Source organism: Salinifilum ghardaiensis (assembly GCF_054491345.1).
In genome coordinates this window covers 3,284,675-3,301,245 of sequence record NZ_CM137101.1, presented here as the reverse complement: position 1 = coordinate 3,301,245, position 16,571 = coordinate 3,284,675, and the positions used below count along the sequence as shown (strand labels likewise).

Genomic DNA, 16,571 nt, shown 5'->3' with positions numbered 1-16,571 from the left:
TTAGTTATGCGGCCATGGGTTGTGGGTGGTCATGGTGCCATTCCCAGCGCTCGGGGCTGGCATAGCCCAGAGCCGAGTGCAGTCTCTTGCGGTTGTACCAGGTCTGGATCCAGGTGAAGATCGCTCGGCGTGCCTGGGCGCGGGTGGTGAACCGGTGGTGGTGCACGAGTTCTCGTTTCAAGGCTCCGAAAAAGGACTCCATGACCGCGTTGTCCCAGCAGATGCCGGTGCGCCCCAACGAACGACGGATACCCAGCTTGGCGCAACGCTGGGCAAACCGGGTGCTGGTGTACTGACATCCCCTGTCACTGTGGAAGATCACCCCAGCCGCGTCACCGCCGCGGGTAGCGACTGCGGTGTCCAGGCAGTCGGTGACCAGTTCGGTGCGCAGGTGCTCAGCCATCGCATAGCCCAGCACCCGGCGGGATCCAACGTCGAGCACGGCGGCCAGGTAGAGCCATCCCTCGTCGGTGGGGATGTAGGTGATGTCGCCGGCCCAGCGCTGATCTGGCATCCCGGGTGTGAAGTCTCGCCTGAGCAGGTCCGGGGCGGGTTCCGGTTGGTCCGCGGGAACTGTGGTGCGCACCCGTTTGCGCGGGTTCAGGCCGACGATGTCGTGGGTGCGCATGAGTCGCTCGATGCGCTTGTGGTTGACCACCCGGCCTTGGTGACGCAGCTGGGCATGCACCCGGGGTGAGCCGTAGGTGCCGTCGGAGTCGGCGTGCACTGTTCGGATCTCGCCAACCAGGTCGGCCTCGGCCTGCTGGGCCGCCGTTGGCTCGCTGTTGTGGCGTCGCCGCCAATCGTAGTAGGCCGAGGTCGAGACCCCGGCGGCCTGGCAGGCCGCCGCTACTGGGAAGCCGTCGGCCTTCTGGGAGTCGACAAAGTGGTAGCGGGTCACTCGGTCGACTCCCTGACCCAGAAGGCCGTGGCTCGTTTGAGCAGGTCACGCTCCATGCGCAGCTTCGCGTTTTCCTGCTCCAGCTCCTTCAATCGAGCCCGTTCCTCGGTGCTCAAGCCCTCCTGCTGGCCGTGATCGATGCGGGCCTGCTTGACCCAGTTGCCTAGGGTCGAGTCGTAGATGCCCAGGTCCCGGGCCGCTTCGGCCACCGACTTGCCGCCGGTCAGCACCAGCTCCACCGCATCTCGCTTGAACTCCGCTGAGAACTTCCGGCGAGTTCGTCGTTGCCCTTCGGTCACACGGACACTCTCCAATCAACACGAGTGTCCGGTCCAGCGGGGAAACTTCAGTGCAGATCCGGTACGTCCGCGGCGCTGCGGACCCGGCTCATGACGGGAAGGCCAATCCAGGCATTGCTCATCAGCCCCGGGTGAAGGGTCGAGTTCCTCCGTATTGCGGAGATCGGCGGGCGAAGCTGCGGCGGAGCGCTGGGCCTCTCAGAGGCCTTCGGAGTGCCGGGCGGGAAGTGGCAGGTCGCCGATCAAATCATCGAGGACGTGTTCCTCTTCCACAGCCTGGCCGACCTGCTGCATCCGGGCGCTGAGCTCGTCGTCCCAGTCGGCCTTCGCGGGCTTGCCGGCGAGTTCGTGTGAGGAGTGCTCGGCCACGGCGGCCTCGTACGCCGCGGTGTCGAAGCGCCACGGGGTCACGGGCAACCGGTCGAACATGACGTTGCCGATGCGTAGGCCGCCCCAGTCGAAGTCGCCGTGGTAGCGCAATGGCGCTGCCGAGGAGGTGAGCTGACGCAGCAGGTGCATCACGGCGGCGCCGGGCTGCCCGCTGGTGCAGACCAGGGGAGCCGAGGCCGGGCCGAGGCGCTCGGCGGCGGCGGAGACCACGACGGGGTTCTCGCAGACCGAGATCTGCTGTCCCCCCACCGTCCACGGGGGAGCGTCGCGGACCAGTTGGCGCAGTGTCAGCACAGCTGGTTGGCCAGCTGCTCGCAATGCCGTCAGCGCCTGTCCGGTGGCAGTTGTGGCATCACCGGGTAGGCCGAGCGTCAGCACCGTCGTGGACAGCTCGTCGCGCAGGAGACCCACGGCCGCCCACACTTCGCGGCGCCACTGCGCCCCGGAACCGTCGGGGAGCTCGGCCATGGCGCGGGCTGCGCCGAGTGCGAGCGTGGAGAGCGGACGGTTGTCGTCGAGCGCGTGCGCGCTTCCGGTGATCCGGGCGGCGAAGTGCCCCAAGGGTTCGGCGGGGGTGGGGAGCGCGCTGATCACTGCGGCGAGGTCGGCGAGCAGGGGTGCGGCCTGCTCGAAGGTTCCGGTGAGCCTGCGGACGAGTCCGCTGGAGTGTAGGTGCTCGTGCCAGTCGGCGAGTTCCTCCCTGCCGTCCACGGCTTCCCGCAGCGGGGCGAAGGCGCGCTGCCATCCGCGTTCTTCGCGTTCGGCTGCTGCTGATCGCACGGTGACCGGCCCGGTCAGTGCGGTGACGGCGGCGTGCAGCCCGCCGGGGCAGGCACCGGACTGCCGGAGGACCTCGTCGACGGCCGCCAGCGGGACGGTGAGCGTGGTGCCCGGACGGGGGCGGCGGCCGAGCAGCCGTTGCACGGCCGCTCGTTGCGCGGAGCTCGCCCCGGTGAGGGTGACCGACGTGGTGAGGGGCTGGCCGCGCTCGATGCGCCGCCGCGCCCGCTGGACGAGCCACGCGAGGTCGCCCCCGCCGAGCAGACGGGTCAACCGTTCGTGGTCGACGCTCATGCCCACAGTCCTTCTTGCCCGGTGGGAGGCTGCTGGGCTTCCGGCGCGGGCCTGCTGGGGCGTTCGAGGCGGACGCGCTCGCTGCCGTTCCACTCCCAGTGGGTGACCAGCACGGCGTCGACCCCCTCGGTTCGGGACAGTTGGGCGATGGCCAGTCCGGGCACCTCGGGGTAGCAGCCCCATTCGCGTTCGCTGGTCATGACCACGTCGAGGTCGAAGGCGGCCAGCAGTCCGAGGTATTTGGCTCGCGCGTTGTCGTCGACCCCGGCGAACGCTTCGTCGAGGGTGACCAGTCGCGGCGCGTGCGGGTTGCCTGCCGAGGCGTAGTGCGAGGAGGCCGCGGCGAACAGCGGCACGCTGGCGGCCAGGGCCCGTTCGCCGCCGGAGGCGGGTCCGGTCGCCGACTTCCACTGCCCGTTCTGGTGGCGTTCGATGACGAAGTGGTGCCAGCGGCGGTAGTCGAGTGCCGTGGTGAGCTGTTCCAGCCAGGTGCCTGCCGCGTCCCGCGCGCGGACGTCGGCGATGCGTTCCTGCAGGAAGTTGCCGACGGTGGCTCTGTCGTCCTCGGACCACGCGTCGGGGTTCTGGCGCAGGAGCCGTTCGCGGGCCGCGTGCAGACCGGTGGGTCCGTCCGGGCGGGGGCGCCAGACGAGGCGCAACCGCATCCCGGTGCTGGTCGGGCGGGCGGCCAGCTCCTCGTTCATGCGCGCGACCTGGTCCTCGGCTGCGGAGATGAGCTCCTGCATCGTGCTGGCCACCTCGTTGACCAGGTGGTTTTCCAGGATCTCGCGCTCGCGCTCATCGAGCAGCCGCTCCCGGTCGGTGACCTCGGCCTCCAGGGCGTCGACGAGATCCGGCACGGAGGTGCGGCGCCCGTGGAACTCCACCTCGACGACGATGCCGTCGTCGAGCAGGTCGGCCGTGGCGCGGTTGCCCTGACGGGTCAGCGTCTCGGTGAGCGTCTTGTGCTCCTCGGTGACCTTGCGCTGCGCGCGGTCCCAGGTGTGGTCGTCCTCGGCGACGTCGGAGAGCTCGTCGTTGACCTTGCGCGCCAGCCGCACGGCCGGGTCCGGAGCCCAGGCGGTTGCGGGGTCCGGCACGTCGAGCCCGGGCAGCGCGACGGCCAGCAGCCCGGTGCGGGCGAACCGCCGAAACGACTCGGTGGCGGTGGTTCGCTGCTCGGTGGCCTCGGCGAGATCGGCGCGGAGCTGCTCGCGGCGGCCTTGGGCGTTGCCGCGCGCGTCGATGGCGTTTTCCACCGCGCGGTCGGCTTCGGCCCGCTGGTGGGTGTTGGCGCTCAGCGAGGATGTGACCTCGGCGAGTTGCCGTTCGAGCTCCTCGACGGCGGCGCCGACGGTGCTGCGCAGCGTCTGGTGGTGTTCGGTGGCGGCCGCGGCGGCCTGTTCCGCCTCGTTCGCGCGCTCGACCAGGTCGCTCTGATCCGCTTCGGCCTGGGCGAGTTCGGTCGCGGTTTCCTCGGACCGCCGGTCGGCGTCGCCGACCGCCTGCCACGCCGGCCACAGTCTCTCCAGGCAAGCGCGGTATTCCTGCAGCGCCGCCGCCACCTCGTCCAGGGCGGTGCGTTCGGCCGGTAGCGCGGCGTCGTGCGCACCGGTGGTGAGCGCGGACCGTGCGTTCTGGGCCTGCTCGTTCGCGGTGGCAAGGACGCGGGCGGCCTCGGACTGGCGGTGTGTGAGGCGCTCGCGTTCGGCGACCAGCGAGCTCACCCGCATGTGAGCGTCGCGCAGCGCCGCGTCGTCGGGCAGGTTCGCCACCTCGGCGGTGAGGGTCGAGGTTCGCTCGGCGAGCCGTGCGCGGGCGTCGGCCAGCTCGGCGAGCTGCGAGTCGAGCGTGGTCAGTTCGGTGCGGAGGTCGGCCAGCCGGGCGCGGCGAGCGACCTCGCGGGTGCTGCGCCCGATGTAAGTCGCGACCGGCTTACTCCAGCGGCCCTCCAGCGCGCCGACCCCGAACCGGCCGTGCCGGCTGATCCAGGTCGTCGACTCGACGTCGGGCTCGTTGTCGGCGAGGCCGATGGCGGCGAGCACCTCGGCGACGGTCTGCTCGGACACGGTGGCGGCACGGGGATCGTCGCGATCGACGGCCGGCCGCAGCACCGTGGCCAGCGACGTGCGCGCCGGTGTTCCGGGACGCACCACGACGTCCTCGGTGTCCGCGGCGAGGACCTCACCTCTCGGGGTGACCCAGGCGTCGAGGATCCCGGCGGCCTCCAGGGCGGCTTCGATATCGGCTCGATCGTCAGCAGTGGTCTCGTCGGCGAAGTCCACCAACCGCCACAGCGGTGCGCCGTCGCGGTCGGCCCGCGCGGTGTGGCCCCTGGTGTGGGGAGCCGGTGGGGTGGTGTCCTCGCCGCGCTCGAGCCGGTCGATCTCGTCGGTCAGCTCGGTGCGGTGCTGCTGGCAGGTGTGTTCCCGGGTCTGCAGCTCGGCGTCGGCCCGGGTGAGCTCGCCGGTCGCGGTGTGGCCGGCCGCGCTCACGGCGGCCGCGGCGGGGTTCGCGCCGTTGAGGGTTTCCACCCACAGCTCGAGCTCGGCGATCGTGCTCGCCGGGTCCGGCAGCCGCAGCTCGGCGGCGTCGTCGAGATGCGCGCGCACGGCGGTGACCAGGTCGACGCCGCGCTGCTGGACCGCGCTGTCGGCGGATTCCTCGCGCTCGTCGAGGTCACCTGCTTCCGCGTCGAGTTCGGAGGCCTTGCGCTGGGCGTCGTTGAGTGCTCGATCGGCGTTGTCGACGTCGGTGATCAGTCCGGTGACGTGCCGGATCGCGCGCTGCTGGCGGGCGCGGAGCTGTTCGGCCGCGTGGCGGACGGCGGCCAGCTCTGGTTGGCCGTCCAACGGTGTGTCGACGTGCTCGGCGTGGTCGTCCGCGACGCGGGCCGCCGAGGCGAGTTCGGTCGCGGATTGCCGGACGGTGGTCAGTTCCTCGTGCGCGTTCCCCAGCCGGGACTCGGCCGCGGCGTGCTGTTCCCGGCGGGTGGTCAGTCGATCCCTGCCCTTGTCGCGCTCGCCCGCCAGGCGCTGGGCCTCGTCGGTGCGCCGCCGGACTTCCTGGGATGCTCGCTCGAGTTCCTGAGCGCTGCGCATTTCCGGGCTGGCGCGCAGCGCCTCCTCCTTGGCCTGCAACTGGGTGCGCTCAGCGGTCAGCTCCTGCACGCGCGCCTTCGCCGCCTCCAGTTGCTCTTCCGCGGCGGTGTGGTCGGCTTCGGCGCTGCCGAGCTCGCGGTTGGTGCGTTCGTATGTGGCCTGCGCGTCCCTGGGGTGCCTGGCGCGTCGGCGCGCGGCGATGCGGGCGTAGCGGCGGTAGTGGGTGAGGAAGGAGGTCGCGGCCTCGCGCGCCTCGGTCATCGACCGCAGCGAGTCGCGGTCCTCCTCGAGGCTGCGGAACGCTTCGGCGACGTCGGCGATGACCGCCTGGTCGAGCGGGGGGAGGGCCTCGGTCAGCGCGTTGGACAGCGTCTTCTCGTCGGGACGTTTGGACAGGTGCGGCTGGCGCAGCTGGACCAGCAGGTCGACCAGGGCCCCGTAGCGCTGCGCGCCGAACCCGAACAGGGCCTCGTCGACGGCCCGCCGGTAGTCCCGTGCCCGGTCGTAGGTGGTGCCGCGATCGGCGAGGGCGTCGGTGAGCCGGTCCTTGCTCAGGGCCGTGCCGGTGGCGTCGACCAGGTCCAGCTCGTCGCCGACGCGCTGGTCGGTGACGAAGAACCAGTGGCGGCTGATGCCCCGCCCGGTGACGGCTTTCATCCCGCATCCCAGGGTGCGGATGTCGACGCGGCCGTGCTCGTCGAGGCGGCCGAACTCCAGCCAGCTGTAGCCGAGCCGTTCCGGGTGGGGGTGGGCGCCACCGAGCAGCAGGTTCCAGTCCATCCGCTTCTTGGGATCCGCGTCGGGTTCGACCCGATGCGGCGAGAGGTCGCCGTCGAGCAGGAACGGCAGGGTCAGCGCGAGCACCTTGGACTTGCCGGTTCCGTTGTTGCCGCGCAGCAGCAGGCGGCCGTCGTGGAACCAGAACTCCTCGGAGTCGTAGTAGAACAGGTCGATCAGTCCGGCGCGCAGCGGTTGCCACCGGGTCAGCTGGGGGTCCGGGAGTTCTCGGGTCACGGGCGTTCCTGTGGGGTGTGGACGGTCGGTTCAGCCAGCGCGTAGCGGGCCAGCGCGGGCAGGGCGGTCACGGAGTCGGGGCCGCGGGAGACCAGTCGCAGCGCTTCCAGGCGGTTCAGTGCGGCGGTGGTCAGCCCCACCTCGGCACCCGGCTCGGCGGTGTCGCGTCGCCAGTACGACCGGTGCGCGTCGGCCTGCTCGCGGATGTGCCGGTGCAGCTCTTCCAGCGGGACCGTCGACTCCGTGCTGCGGGCGAGGTGTTCGGCGAGCAGCAGCGTGGCGTGACCTTCGGTTCCGGTCTCGGGCATGCGCACGTCGGTGAGGTCGTCGAAGGGGTCGACCATCGCGATGCCCTCGGCGCGGGTCTCGGCGACCAGACCGGTCAGTTCGGTGATGCGCGTGGTGATCGCCGCGCGTTGACCGGCCAGGTACGCGCGTTGGGCCTCGTCGAGCTCGTCGTAGTACAGCACCGGTTCGTCGAGCAACCGGCGGGTCAGGTGGTGCCGGATCCGCTGGTTGCGCAGTTCGTCGGTGGTGGCCGGCATTTCGGCGGTCAGCGCCGTGATCCGGTCCTCGAAGGTCTCGGGCGCCTCGGCGACGGTCGAGGGCCCCCGAGGGGTGGACAGCAGCCCGGCGAGCACGCGCCGGTGCACGTCGTAGAGCACGTCGCCGGTGTCCTTGACGAACGCTTCCTCGTCCCCGGCGACGCGGTTGAGAACGCCGAGATCGAGCAGCAGCCGCACCACCGCGACCAGGTCGCTGCGTTCGTCACGTCCCTCGAGGGTGAAGGTCATCCCTGCCGCGACCAGGTCCGGATCGGTGGCCCCGAGGACGACCTGTTCGGCGAGGCGGCCGAGGGTGATCTGCGCCTCGGCGCGGTCCAGGGTCGCCAGGGCCAGGCAGGTCAGCACGTAGCGGCGTCGGGTGAAGGGAGTTTTCGACCGCACCTCCCGGGCGGGATAGGTCGGGTCTTCGGTGGTGGCGGAGTACTTGACCAGCCGAGCCAGGTCCGCCTCGACGATCAGTCGCCAGCCGGTGTTTCGGTCGAACCACTCGCGCAGCGTGGCCGCGTGCCGGCGGATCAGGACGAACGCCTCGGCCTCGGGGCCGCTGGCCCGTACCAGCGGCCGCCGCAGGAGAGCGCGCGCGGCGCGTCGCAGCTCGCCCGCGCGCGAGGAGGCGAGCACATCATCAACGGCACTCATGCGTTGCGCTCCTCTGGTTCGTCGGGCGCGGTCAGATCGGTGATCTCGACCAGCAGGTCCGGACCGCGGAACACGCCGTGCGGGGTGTGGACTTCGGCCTGTCCGGCCCCTTCCACTACGCTCAGCCGGATCGCCATGCTGCCGTCCGAGGTGCCGGTGCGCACCGTGTCGGCGCCCGGGGTGCGTGCGGCCAGCGCGTCACCGAGCAGCCCGAGGAACAGCTGGAACGCACCGGGTTCCAACGTTCCGATGTCGGACAGCCGGGTCGGGTGACGGGTGGCCAGGGCGGCGCGCGCGGCCGCGGTCTCGGCGGCTTCCTTGGCGGCGAGATCGGCCAGGTAGCGGCGTTGCTCGGACCGGTCGAGCACCCGGTTGGGCCTGCCACGTCGCTCGTAGCTGCCGGTCTTGCGCAGCCGTGGACTGATCGACAGCGGGGGAGCACTCGCCCACGGCGTGCTGGGAGCGACGGTGCCGTCCTGGTCCGGGTCGGCGGTGAGGTGCCGCGCGGACGAGAGCCCGAACGCCGAGCGCCACAGGCGGTGCAGCGACGGCTCCTCGGGGGCGTGGGCGAACCAGCGCGCCAGCGTCCGGAAGTCCGCCGTTCGGTCCGACCGCCCGGCGCGGCGCTCGTTGAGCGCGGCCACCACCTGCAACAACTGGGGGATCGCTGCGCGGGCCTGGGAGCGCAGCAGTTTCGCCTGGCTCGGGTGGTGTTGATCGCTGACGAACCACGCTCGGAAACCCTGCCACCGCTCCTGCCAGAGCACGCGACCGCGTTCGAAGGCTTCCCGACGCGGGTCGAACTCCTCGGTGCCGTCCGCGGCGGCGCCGGGGGCGGCGTCTTCGGCCTCGCGCCGCGCGGCGATCTCCAGCAGTCGACTCACACCGGCGCGTTCCAGGGAGTCGACGAGCTCGGCGATCTCCGCGCCCGTGCTGACGAGATCCTTGATGAACCGTTCGAGGTAATCGATCAGCCGGTCCTTGTAGGCGCGGAACGTGTCGGCGTCGGCGTCGTGCAGGTCGATCGTGCGCTGCAGCGATCCCATGAACGCCTGCGCGTTGTCGGCGAGGTCGCTGAACCGGCCGACGAGGCTGTCCAGCAGCAGGTGCACCTTCGCCGGGTCGGCGTCCACCTCGCCGGCGAGGGCGAGCAGTGCGCGCAGCTGGGTGGCGATGTCGGTCAGCGCCACCGCCTGCAGCGCTCCGCGTCGCCCGAGCGCCTCGTCGTAGGTCGTCAGCGCCTGCTCGGTGGCCTCGCCGTGCCGGGTGAGCTGGTACAGGAACCGCGCGCGGTGGAAGTCCTCAACGGTGGTGACCCGGCTGGTGTCCGGATCGGCGCGGAGGTTGCCCCACTCCACGAGTCGGGAGAGCGCGTCAGCGACCACGGACACCTCGGGACCGTCGTCGAGCTCCTCGTGAACGTCCTCGGGCCGCAGGTGCACGGTGAACCTGCGCTTGGCCTTCAGGAACGTCCCCATGATGCGCCGGTACAGCGCTGCGTTGGGTGAGGTGAGGTGGGCGAACGTCCCGAAATCCTGGTCCACCGTGGCCACCCCCTTTTCCGGTGAGGTCGCCGCCGAGGTTACGACACGCCACTGTCAGTCCCGTTGCTCAGGTTGGGTCGTGGCCGTCGTTTGACGTGTTCCTCGTCGTTCACAGCGGGGAGCACGTCAACCGTGCGCTCAGACCGCGCGTCCGCGGTGGATGAGGTGCAGGAGCGTCGACGACGATCAGTCGAGGGGTCATGAGGCGAACAAAGATCGGTTCGGTCGATTCCTTACTATGGGGGTGGTGGACGGTCCACGTTATCGGTTCGGCCGGGATCGGATTCCCAGCGCGTTGCAGGGCATGCAGAAGAGCGTCGAACGCATCGCTGCGCTGCTTTGGCATGTCGAGGACGGTTGTGCCTCCGCATGACGTGGAGGGCCGCTGCTTCGTGGAAGTCTGGCCGAACCACCCCGTGAACGTGCAGTCAGGGTCCCTGTTCAGGCGCCGCCTGCGCGTCATCGATCAGCGGGCCTTTTCCGCTCGGGGGAGCCCGCGGGGATGACGGTCCGGACGGCGTCGTCGACCCTGGTCGCGAGGCTGGGGCTGGTGCGGGGTCTGCGGCGGAACTTCCAGGTCTGAGCTGGGTGCCGTTCGCCCCGTCGCCGGGTCCGCGTAGTCGGGCGCGGGGATGTTGACGGCCTTCTGATTCGCCGATGGCCGCCGCCCGGTCAGCGACGTTGGCACCGCGTGAGGGGCGATGGGGCGAGGCGTGTCACCGGTCGGCGAGCAGTGCGCTCAGGCCGTCGCCGTTGAAGACCCGCTCGAGGGCGAGGGTGATTCCTCCGGCGAGTCCGGCGCGGTCGCCGAGAGCGCTGGTGGTGATGGTGAGCTTGCGGGTGAACAGGGCAGCGGCGCGGTCGTAGACGGCGGCTCGTACGCCGGAGAGGACCTCGTCGTGCAGCTGGGCGAGCTGACCGCCCAGCACGAGGGTGCGGGGGTTGTGGAACTGGACGAGCATGGCGGCGGCCTCGCCGACGTGGGTGGCTGCGCGGTGGATCCGGTGGAGCGCGGTGGGATCGCCGACCGCTGCGCGTTCGACGAGTTGGTGCGAGTCGTGCCGCAGGTCCTCGGACGCCGGGGGAGCGGTGTCGAGGTCGTTGAGCACGGCTCGGTAGGAGGCGACGGAGCCGAGGCAGCCGGTGTGGCCGCATGCGCACAGGGTGTCGCTGTCGTTGGTGATGCGGATGTGGTTGATGTCGCCGGCCGCGCCGTCCGCGCCGCGCAGCACAGCGCCGTCGGAGGTGACGATGCCGGCCCCGATGCCCGCGCCGATCTTGATGAACAGCAGCGGCGGCTGTGCTGTGTCGTGGGTGGCTTCGCCGAGCGCCATGAGGTTGACGTCGTTGTCCACCGTCGCGGGAACCGCCAGGGCTTCTTCGAGGTGGGTGGCGACGGGGGATCCGTCCCAGCCGGACATGGTCGCCGAACGGAGCGTGACCGGTGAGCGGACGGTGCATCCGTCGGGGGTGACGGGGGCGGGAAGGCCCACGACGACGTGCCGGAGCGGGCGGTCCGGGGCGCACCGGGCGTGCAGCGCCCGGATGTGCTCGGTGAGCTCGCCCAGCGCCCGCTGCGGGCCGGCTTCGACGTGCACGGGCGCTGCGTCGTGTGCGATGACGTGTCCGGTGAGGTCGACGACGGCCAGTTGGGCGCCCGTGCCGTCGACGTCGGCGACGGCGATCGTGCCCGCTCGCGGACTGATCCGCAGGACGCGCGGCGGGCGCCCGCGGACCGTTTCCCCGCCGACCTCCTCGGATACCAGGCCGCGGGCGACGAGGTGGTCGACCTGCTGACCCACGGTCGAGCGGGCCAAGCTGGTTCGCCGGGCGATCTCGGCCCGGCTGGTCGCTTCGCCGCTGCGCACCAGAGCGAGGACTTTGCGCAGCGCCACAGCATCTTTATGCACCCATTCAAACTAATTTCGGCATCTTGTGCCGGTCAATGGACTAATTCAGGCTTTCTCCCATCGCTCGCAGCGGAGGCAACGACCGCGCTGACCTCGGCCCGACCACCGGCGCGAGTCGCGAGAGCTGCGTCGATGGGTTGTCAGCTTCCGAGTTCGAGGGAGAACTCCGTGTCCAGAGATATCGCCGCGCCGCCAGCGAGGTCGATGATCCCTCCGCCCGCGCAGAAGGCCAGCGGTCTCGTGGTGGCCACGATGGCGCTGGCGCGATTGGGCTTGATGACCGGTCTGAGCGCGCCGTTGATCGCCGGTCTGGCGTTGAAGGCGCAGACCCTGGTCGCCCCGGACCAGGCGGTGGCCGTGGTCGGCATCGTGAGCACCTCCGGAGCGATCGGCGCGCTGATCTTCGACCCCGTCTTCGGGCGGATCAGCGACCGCACCACCGGCCGCTTCGGGCGCCGTCGTCCGTGGCTGGTGGCCGGCTCGATCGGACTGCTGCTGGGTCTGCTGGTGATCGCCGCGGCGCCGAACGTGTGGGTGCTGGCGCTCGGTTGGCTGTTCGGTCAGATCACGGGCAATGCCGCGGTCGCGGCGCACACGGCCTCCCTCGCCGACCAGCTGCCCACGAGCCAGCGCGGCAAGGTGGGCGGCTTGATCGGCATCGCCCAGCAGGCGGCTACCCTCGGTGCTGCCTACGCCGGGCAGTTCCTCGGCCAGGACATGCTCCTGCTGTTCCTCGTGCCGGGCGCCGTCAGCCTGGCCCTGGTCCTGCTGTTCGTCCTCGTGCTACCCGATCAGCCGCTGCTGGAGCGCCCGCGCTCCGCGGACAACCTGCGCGCTGTGCTGAAGACCTTCTGGGTGAGCCCGCGCCGCCACCCTGATTTCGCGTTCGCGTGGACGTCCCGGTTCCTGATCGTGCTGGCTGCATGGATGTTCCTCACGTTCCGGCTGCTGTACCTGCAGCACGAGATGGGCATGCCGGCCCAGGAAGCGGCGGGCGTGATGGCCACCGGTGTGCTGATCTACACCGCCGCGCTGATGACCAGCGGCCAGATCGCGGGGTGGATCTCGGACCGGATCTCGCGCCGGAAGGCGTTCATCGGTGCCTCCGCGCTGATCTTCGGGATCGGCACCTGGATGCTCACGCACGCCGATTCGGTGACGGGCTTCTACCTGGCCGAGGTCGTGCTGGGCGTGGGCTTCGGCGTCTACGTGGCGATCGATCTCGCGCTGGTGCTCGACGTGCTGCCGAACCCGGACGATGCGGGCAAGGACCTCGGCGTGTTCAACATCGCCATGTCCCTGCCGCAGACGCTCGCACCGGGGCTGGCCGCCGCGCTGATCAGCGCAGGAGCCGGCCAGAACTACGACCTGATGCTGACCGTCGCCGCCGTGATCGCGGTGCTCGGCGCGTTGGCCATCCTCCCCGTGCGCTCCGTCCGCTGAGTCGCGGGCGCGCGGGCGAGTTCCACCCCCTGAACACCCAACTGAAAGGACATCATGACCGGGTACGACGGTGAGGACCTGCCGAGCCTGATCGACGAGGCGATCGGTTCCTTGGGCCTCGGGCAGAAGGTGCGCCTGCTGACGGGAGCGGCGTTGTTCGCGCTGCCGGTCGAACCCGCCATCGGGCTGGCCGAGGTGCGGGTCTCGGACGGCCCCACCGGACTGCGCGGTGCGGAGTTCGCCGGCGGCCGCAAGTCCAGCTTGCTGCCCAACGCCACGCTGCTGGCCCAGCACTGGGACGTGCGCGTGGCCGAGCGCGCGGGGGAGCTGCTGGCCGAGGAGGCCAACGCGCACGGCGCGCACGTGGTGCTCGGGCCGACCATCAACCTGCACCGCAGCCCGCTCGGCGGGCGGCTTTTCGAGGCGTTCAGCGAAGACCCCCTGCTCAGCGGGGCTCTGGCCACCGGGTACGTGCGCGCGCTGCAGGAGCGGGGAATCGGCACCACGCCGAAGCACTTCCTGGCCAACGAGTCCGAAACCGAGCGGTTCACCGTCGACTGCGGGATCGATGAGCGCGCGCTGCGCGAACTGTACCTGCTGCCCTTCGAGATGGTCGTGGCCGACGCGCACCCGTGGTCGGTCATGGCCGCCTACAACCTCGTCAACGGCACCCCCGCGACCGAGCACGGCGAACTGGTCAACGAGGTGCTCAAGGGGGAGTGGGGCTACGACGGATTGGTGATGTCCGACTGGTTCGCCGCGAACTCCACGGTGGACAGCGCGAACGGCGGCTTGGACCTGGTGATGCCCGGTCCCGAGGGGCCGTGGGGCGAGGAACTCGTGTCAGCGGTGCAGGCCGGCGAGGTCGCCGAGGAGACCGTTGACGAACACCTCCGGCGGCTGCTGCGGTTCGCCGCGCGCGTCGGCTGCTTCCCGAGCGAGTCGGCGAGTTCGAGCGCCGGCGACGATCCGGGCAGCACCGCGCGCCGGGAGGAGCTGCGCCGGCTGGCGGCAGGAGGAATGGCGGTCCTGGTCAACCGCGAGAACACGCTCCCGCTGGCAGGATCAGGTGAGCGGGTAGCGGTCATCGGTCGCCACGCCGTCGACACCGTCGCCCAGGGCGGTGGTTCCGCGCAGGTCCGCCCACCGCACGTGGTCAGCATCGCCGACGGCCTGACCGGTGCTCTCGGCGCGGATCGGGTGTCCGTCGTGGAGGGAGTCGAGGTCCGCAACAAACCCGTCGCTGCCGATCCCGGCGCCTTGCGCGACCCGGAGACCGGTGAGAACGGCATCCGGGTCACGGCCCGCGATTCCTCCGGCGACGTGCTGGAGTCCCGGCACGTCGCCGGGACCGAGATCGGGGTGGTCGAAGGCGGTTGGCTCGATGCCGCCGCGAGCATCGAGCTGTCCGCGGACGTCGTGCTCCCCGCGCCCGCCCGCACGCAGGTCGGCGTGCTCGGACCCGGCGAGTGGGAGCTGGCAGCGCCCGGACTCGGTGAGCAGGTGCGGTTGGAGCGGGCGGCCGGTCCGGGAGGCGGGGTGCATCGTCCGCCGGCCCGGGCGTTCGAGACCGATCTGCGCCCGGGTGCGCGGATCACCGCCACCACCGAGGCGGACGCGGGAATGCGGATCATCGGACTCGTCGCGCACCCGGCACCGCGACCGTTGGCCGATGCCATCAGCGCGGCCCGCGACGCGGCCCGCGAGGCCGACGTGGCCGTGGTCGTCGTCGGTTTCACCCAGGAGCAGGAGACCGAGGGCGTGGACAAGACCACGCTGGCCCTGCCCGGCGAGCAGAACGCGCAGGTGGCAGCAGCGGCCGCGGTGGCGGAGCGGACCGTCGTCGTGGTCAACGCCGCGACCCCCGTGCTGATGCCCTGGCTCGAGGACGTCGATGCCGTGCTGTGGGCCGGGCTGCCCGGTCAGGAAGCCGGCGACGCTGTCGCCGCCGCGCTGCTGGGCGAGGTGGAACCGTCCGGTCGACTCGTCACCACGTTCCCCGCCGCCGACGGCGACGGACCCGCTTGGAACACCACACCCATCGACGGCGTGCTGACCTACGCCGAAGGAACCGCGCTCGGATACCGCGGCTGGGACTCCGCAGCAGGGCCGAGTCCGCTCTTCTGGTTCGGCCACGGTCTCGGCTACGGAACCTGGCGCTACGAGCGGGCCGAACCGGTGACCGAGCACAGCATCGTCCGCGGTGTGCGGGTGGACGTCACCAACACCGGTACCCGCGCCTCGCGCGAAGTCGTCCAGGTCTACGCGCGCCCCGCGGAATCGGGTGAACCGGTCCGCCTCATCGGCTGGGCCGGCGCCCAGGTACCACCCGGCAGAACCGCGAGCGTCGAAGTGCCCTGTGACGAGCGCGCCCAACGCCGCTGGGACGCCGGAACGCGGACGTGGCGTCCGCTCCCGAACGCCGAGGTGCTGATCGCCCGAGGTCTCGGCGACGTCCGGCTCACGTGCCCCGCCACGTGACCCTCGAACAGCCAGGCCGAGCCGAAACGGGAGGAGCGGAATGCTCACCGAACACCAGCGGGCCCTCGTCCGAGGGGCCAACCCCGCCGTCATCAGCACCATCACCCCGGAGGGCAGGTCGATGACCCTTCCCACCTGGCACCTGCTCGACGGCGATGACCTGCTGCTGAGCATCGACGCGGAGAACCCGCGAGGGGATCGCCTCGCACACCTGCGCAACGAACCCCGATTCACCCTCACCGTGATGGAACGAGCCGACTGGACGCGGTCGGTGACTCTTTTCGCTACCGCGATCGAGATGTTCGCCGATCACGACCTGCGACTGGTCGACAGCATGGCCCGCGTGCACGGCCACCCCCGGTTCCAGCGGCGCAGCCCGCGCACCGCCGTTCGCGCTCGCATTGACGACGTCCTCACCGCGAACATCGCACCGCCTGGAACGAGCTCCTGAGCCGGGATCGGGTCTGTCAGAAAAACCGACACTCCCCCACGCGGATAACATCGCATTCGTGGGCGGTCCTGGTGTCGGTGTTGACCATGCGAGTCAGCTCGACGTTCCCAACGAACATGTGTGGGTCGCGCGATCCGAAAGCGACATCATCGACTGGACCCCATCGGTTAAGCCATGGGAATGGGGCACCCGGATTCGGCGACTATGCCCGGTACGGCCTGGACCCGACCGATCCGAGGTTCGGGGCCGAGAACCTGGCCAGTCAGCCAGGCAGTCCCACACCGACTACTGGAAGGAGCCCGTCGCTCGCGACGGTATGGCGCACATCATGACGGGAACGACGCAACACGGAGGGTAACAATGACAACCGGCAACGACATCGGTCCCCCTGTCGCGCTCAAGCCGTTGCGCATCGTCGGCATCGTCGTAGGCGGAGTCATCATGGCGTACAGCCTCGGCGGCTGGTTCGCCTACCTCGGTGCGACCTTCCAGGGTTGGAAGCCCGTGAGGGCTGACCAAGGCATCGTCACAGCTCTCTTCTCGCTCTGGCTCCTGCCGTGGATGGTGGGCCTCATCATCGTTCTCGCCTCCACGATCGGATGGCTGCGGCGCACACGTCAGATTCTGATCGGTTTGACCCTGGCGATGGCCATCATGTCCGGAATCTCAGCCTTCGTCGGTGCCCAATAGCGAGGTGCCCGCCCGGGAAACCGGACGGGGCTGAATAATCGCCAGCGACGGAGATGCTCGCCGTCGGT

General features: G+C 70.6%; 13 protein-coding genes. 6 read left to right on the top strand and 7 right to left on the bottom strand.

What is annotated here, in order from left to right; genetic code table 11:
- Nucleotides 1-4: 4 nt before the first annotated feature.
- The 6 genes from ACVGV0_RS14975 to ACVGV0_RS14950 form a co-directional block, all read right to left on the bottom strand.
- Nucleotides 5-901 (bottom strand): IS3 family transposase, encoded by an 897-nt coding sequence (locus ACVGV0_RS14975; protein WP_459156302.1) that lies wholly within the window; start codon nt 899-901, stop codon nt 5-7.
- On the bottom strand, nt 898-1,200 hold the full coding sequence (locus ACVGV0_RS14970; protein ID WP_459156301.1) for a transposase: 303 nt from the start codon (nt 1,198-1,200) through the stop codon (nt 898-900). Before ACVGV0_RS14970 ends, ACVGV0_RS14975 begins: the two co-directional genes overlap by 4 nt.
- Nucleotides 1,201-1,398: 198 nt before the next feature.
- On the bottom strand, nt 1,399-2,664 hold the full coding sequence (locus ACVGV0_RS14965; RefSeq protein ID WP_459156300.1) for a TIGR02679 family protein: 1,266 nt from the start codon (nt 2,662-2,664) through the stop codon (nt 1,399-1,401).
- Entirely contained in the window at nt 2,661-6,779 is a 4,119-nt protein-coding gene (locus ACVGV0_RS14960) for a TIGR02680 family protein (protein WP_459156299.1), read from the bottom strand. Before ACVGV0_RS14960 ends, ACVGV0_RS14965 begins: the two co-directional genes overlap by 4 nt.
- Nucleotides 6,776-7,984, bottom strand: coding sequence for a TIGR02678 family protein (locus ACVGV0_RS14955; protein ID WP_459156298.1), 1,209 nt, complete (start codon nt 7,982-7,984; stop codon nt 6,776-6,778). Before ACVGV0_RS14955 ends, ACVGV0_RS14960 begins: the two co-directional genes overlap by 4 nt.
- Nucleotides 7,981-9,528: a TIGR02677 family protein gene (locus ACVGV0_RS14950; RefSeq protein WP_459156297.1), complete on the bottom strand. Its 1,548-nt coding sequence runs from the start codon at nt 9,526-9,528 to the stop codon at nt 7,981-7,983. Before ACVGV0_RS14950 ends, ACVGV0_RS14955 begins: the two co-directional genes overlap by 4 nt.
- A gap of 247 nt (nt 9,529-9,775) precedes the next feature.
- Between ACVGV0_RS14950 and ACVGV0_RS14945 the strand changes: the two genes are divergently transcribed.
- The gene (locus ACVGV0_RS14945) at nt 9,776-9,901 is read left to right on the top strand and encodes a hypothetical protein (protein ID WP_459156296.1); all 126 of its coding nucleotides are present in this window, start codon (nt 9,776-9,778) and stop codon (nt 9,899-9,901) included.
- Nucleotides 9,902-10,244: 343 nt separating this feature from the next.
- Here ACVGV0_RS14945 and ACVGV0_RS14940 read toward each other — a convergent pair whose 3' ends face one another.
- Nucleotides 10,245-11,438 (bottom strand): ROK family protein, encoded by a 1,194-nt coding sequence (locus ACVGV0_RS14940; RefSeq protein ID WP_459156295.1) that lies wholly within the window; start codon nt 11,436-11,438, stop codon nt 10,245-10,247.
- Nucleotides 11,439-11,642: 204 nt separating this feature from the next.
- Here ACVGV0_RS14940 and ACVGV0_RS14935 point away from each other — a divergent pair, with 204 nt between their 5' ends.
- Genes ACVGV0_RS14935 through ACVGV0_RS14915 form a run of 5 tightly spaced genes read left to right on the top strand, consistent with a single transcriptional unit; the run spans nt 11,643 to nt 16,503 of the window.
- Nucleotides 11,643-12,881: an MFS transporter gene (locus tag ACVGV0_RS14935; RefSeq protein WP_459156294.1), complete on the top strand. Its 1,239-nt coding sequence runs from the start codon at nt 11,643-11,645 to the stop codon at nt 12,879-12,881.
- A 54-nt stretch (nt 12,882-12,935) separates the two neighbouring features.
- Complete coding sequence (locus ACVGV0_RS14930; RefSeq protein ID WP_459156293.1) at nt 12,936-15,362, top strand: glycoside hydrolase family 3 protein; 2,427 nt, start codon at nt 12,936-12,938, stop codon at nt 15,360-15,362.
- Nucleotides 15,363-15,402: 40 nt separating this feature from the next.
- Entirely contained in the window at nt 15,403-15,813 is a 411-nt protein-coding gene (locus tag ACVGV0_RS14925) for a pyridoxamine 5'-phosphate oxidase family protein (RefSeq protein ID WP_459156292.1), read from the top strand.
- On the top strand, nt 15,764-16,171 hold the full coding sequence (locus ACVGV0_RS14920; protein WP_459156291.1) for an alpha/beta hydrolase: 408 nt from the start codon (nt 15,764-15,766) through the stop codon (nt 16,169-16,171). Before ACVGV0_RS14925 ends, ACVGV0_RS14920 begins: the two co-directional genes overlap by 50 nt.
- A 2-nt stretch (nt 16,172-16,173) precedes the next feature.
- Entirely contained in the window at nt 16,174-16,503 is a 330-nt protein-coding gene (locus ACVGV0_RS14915; protein ID WP_459156290.1) for a hypothetical protein, read from the top strand.
- Nucleotides 16,504-16,571: the final 68 nt, after the last annotated feature.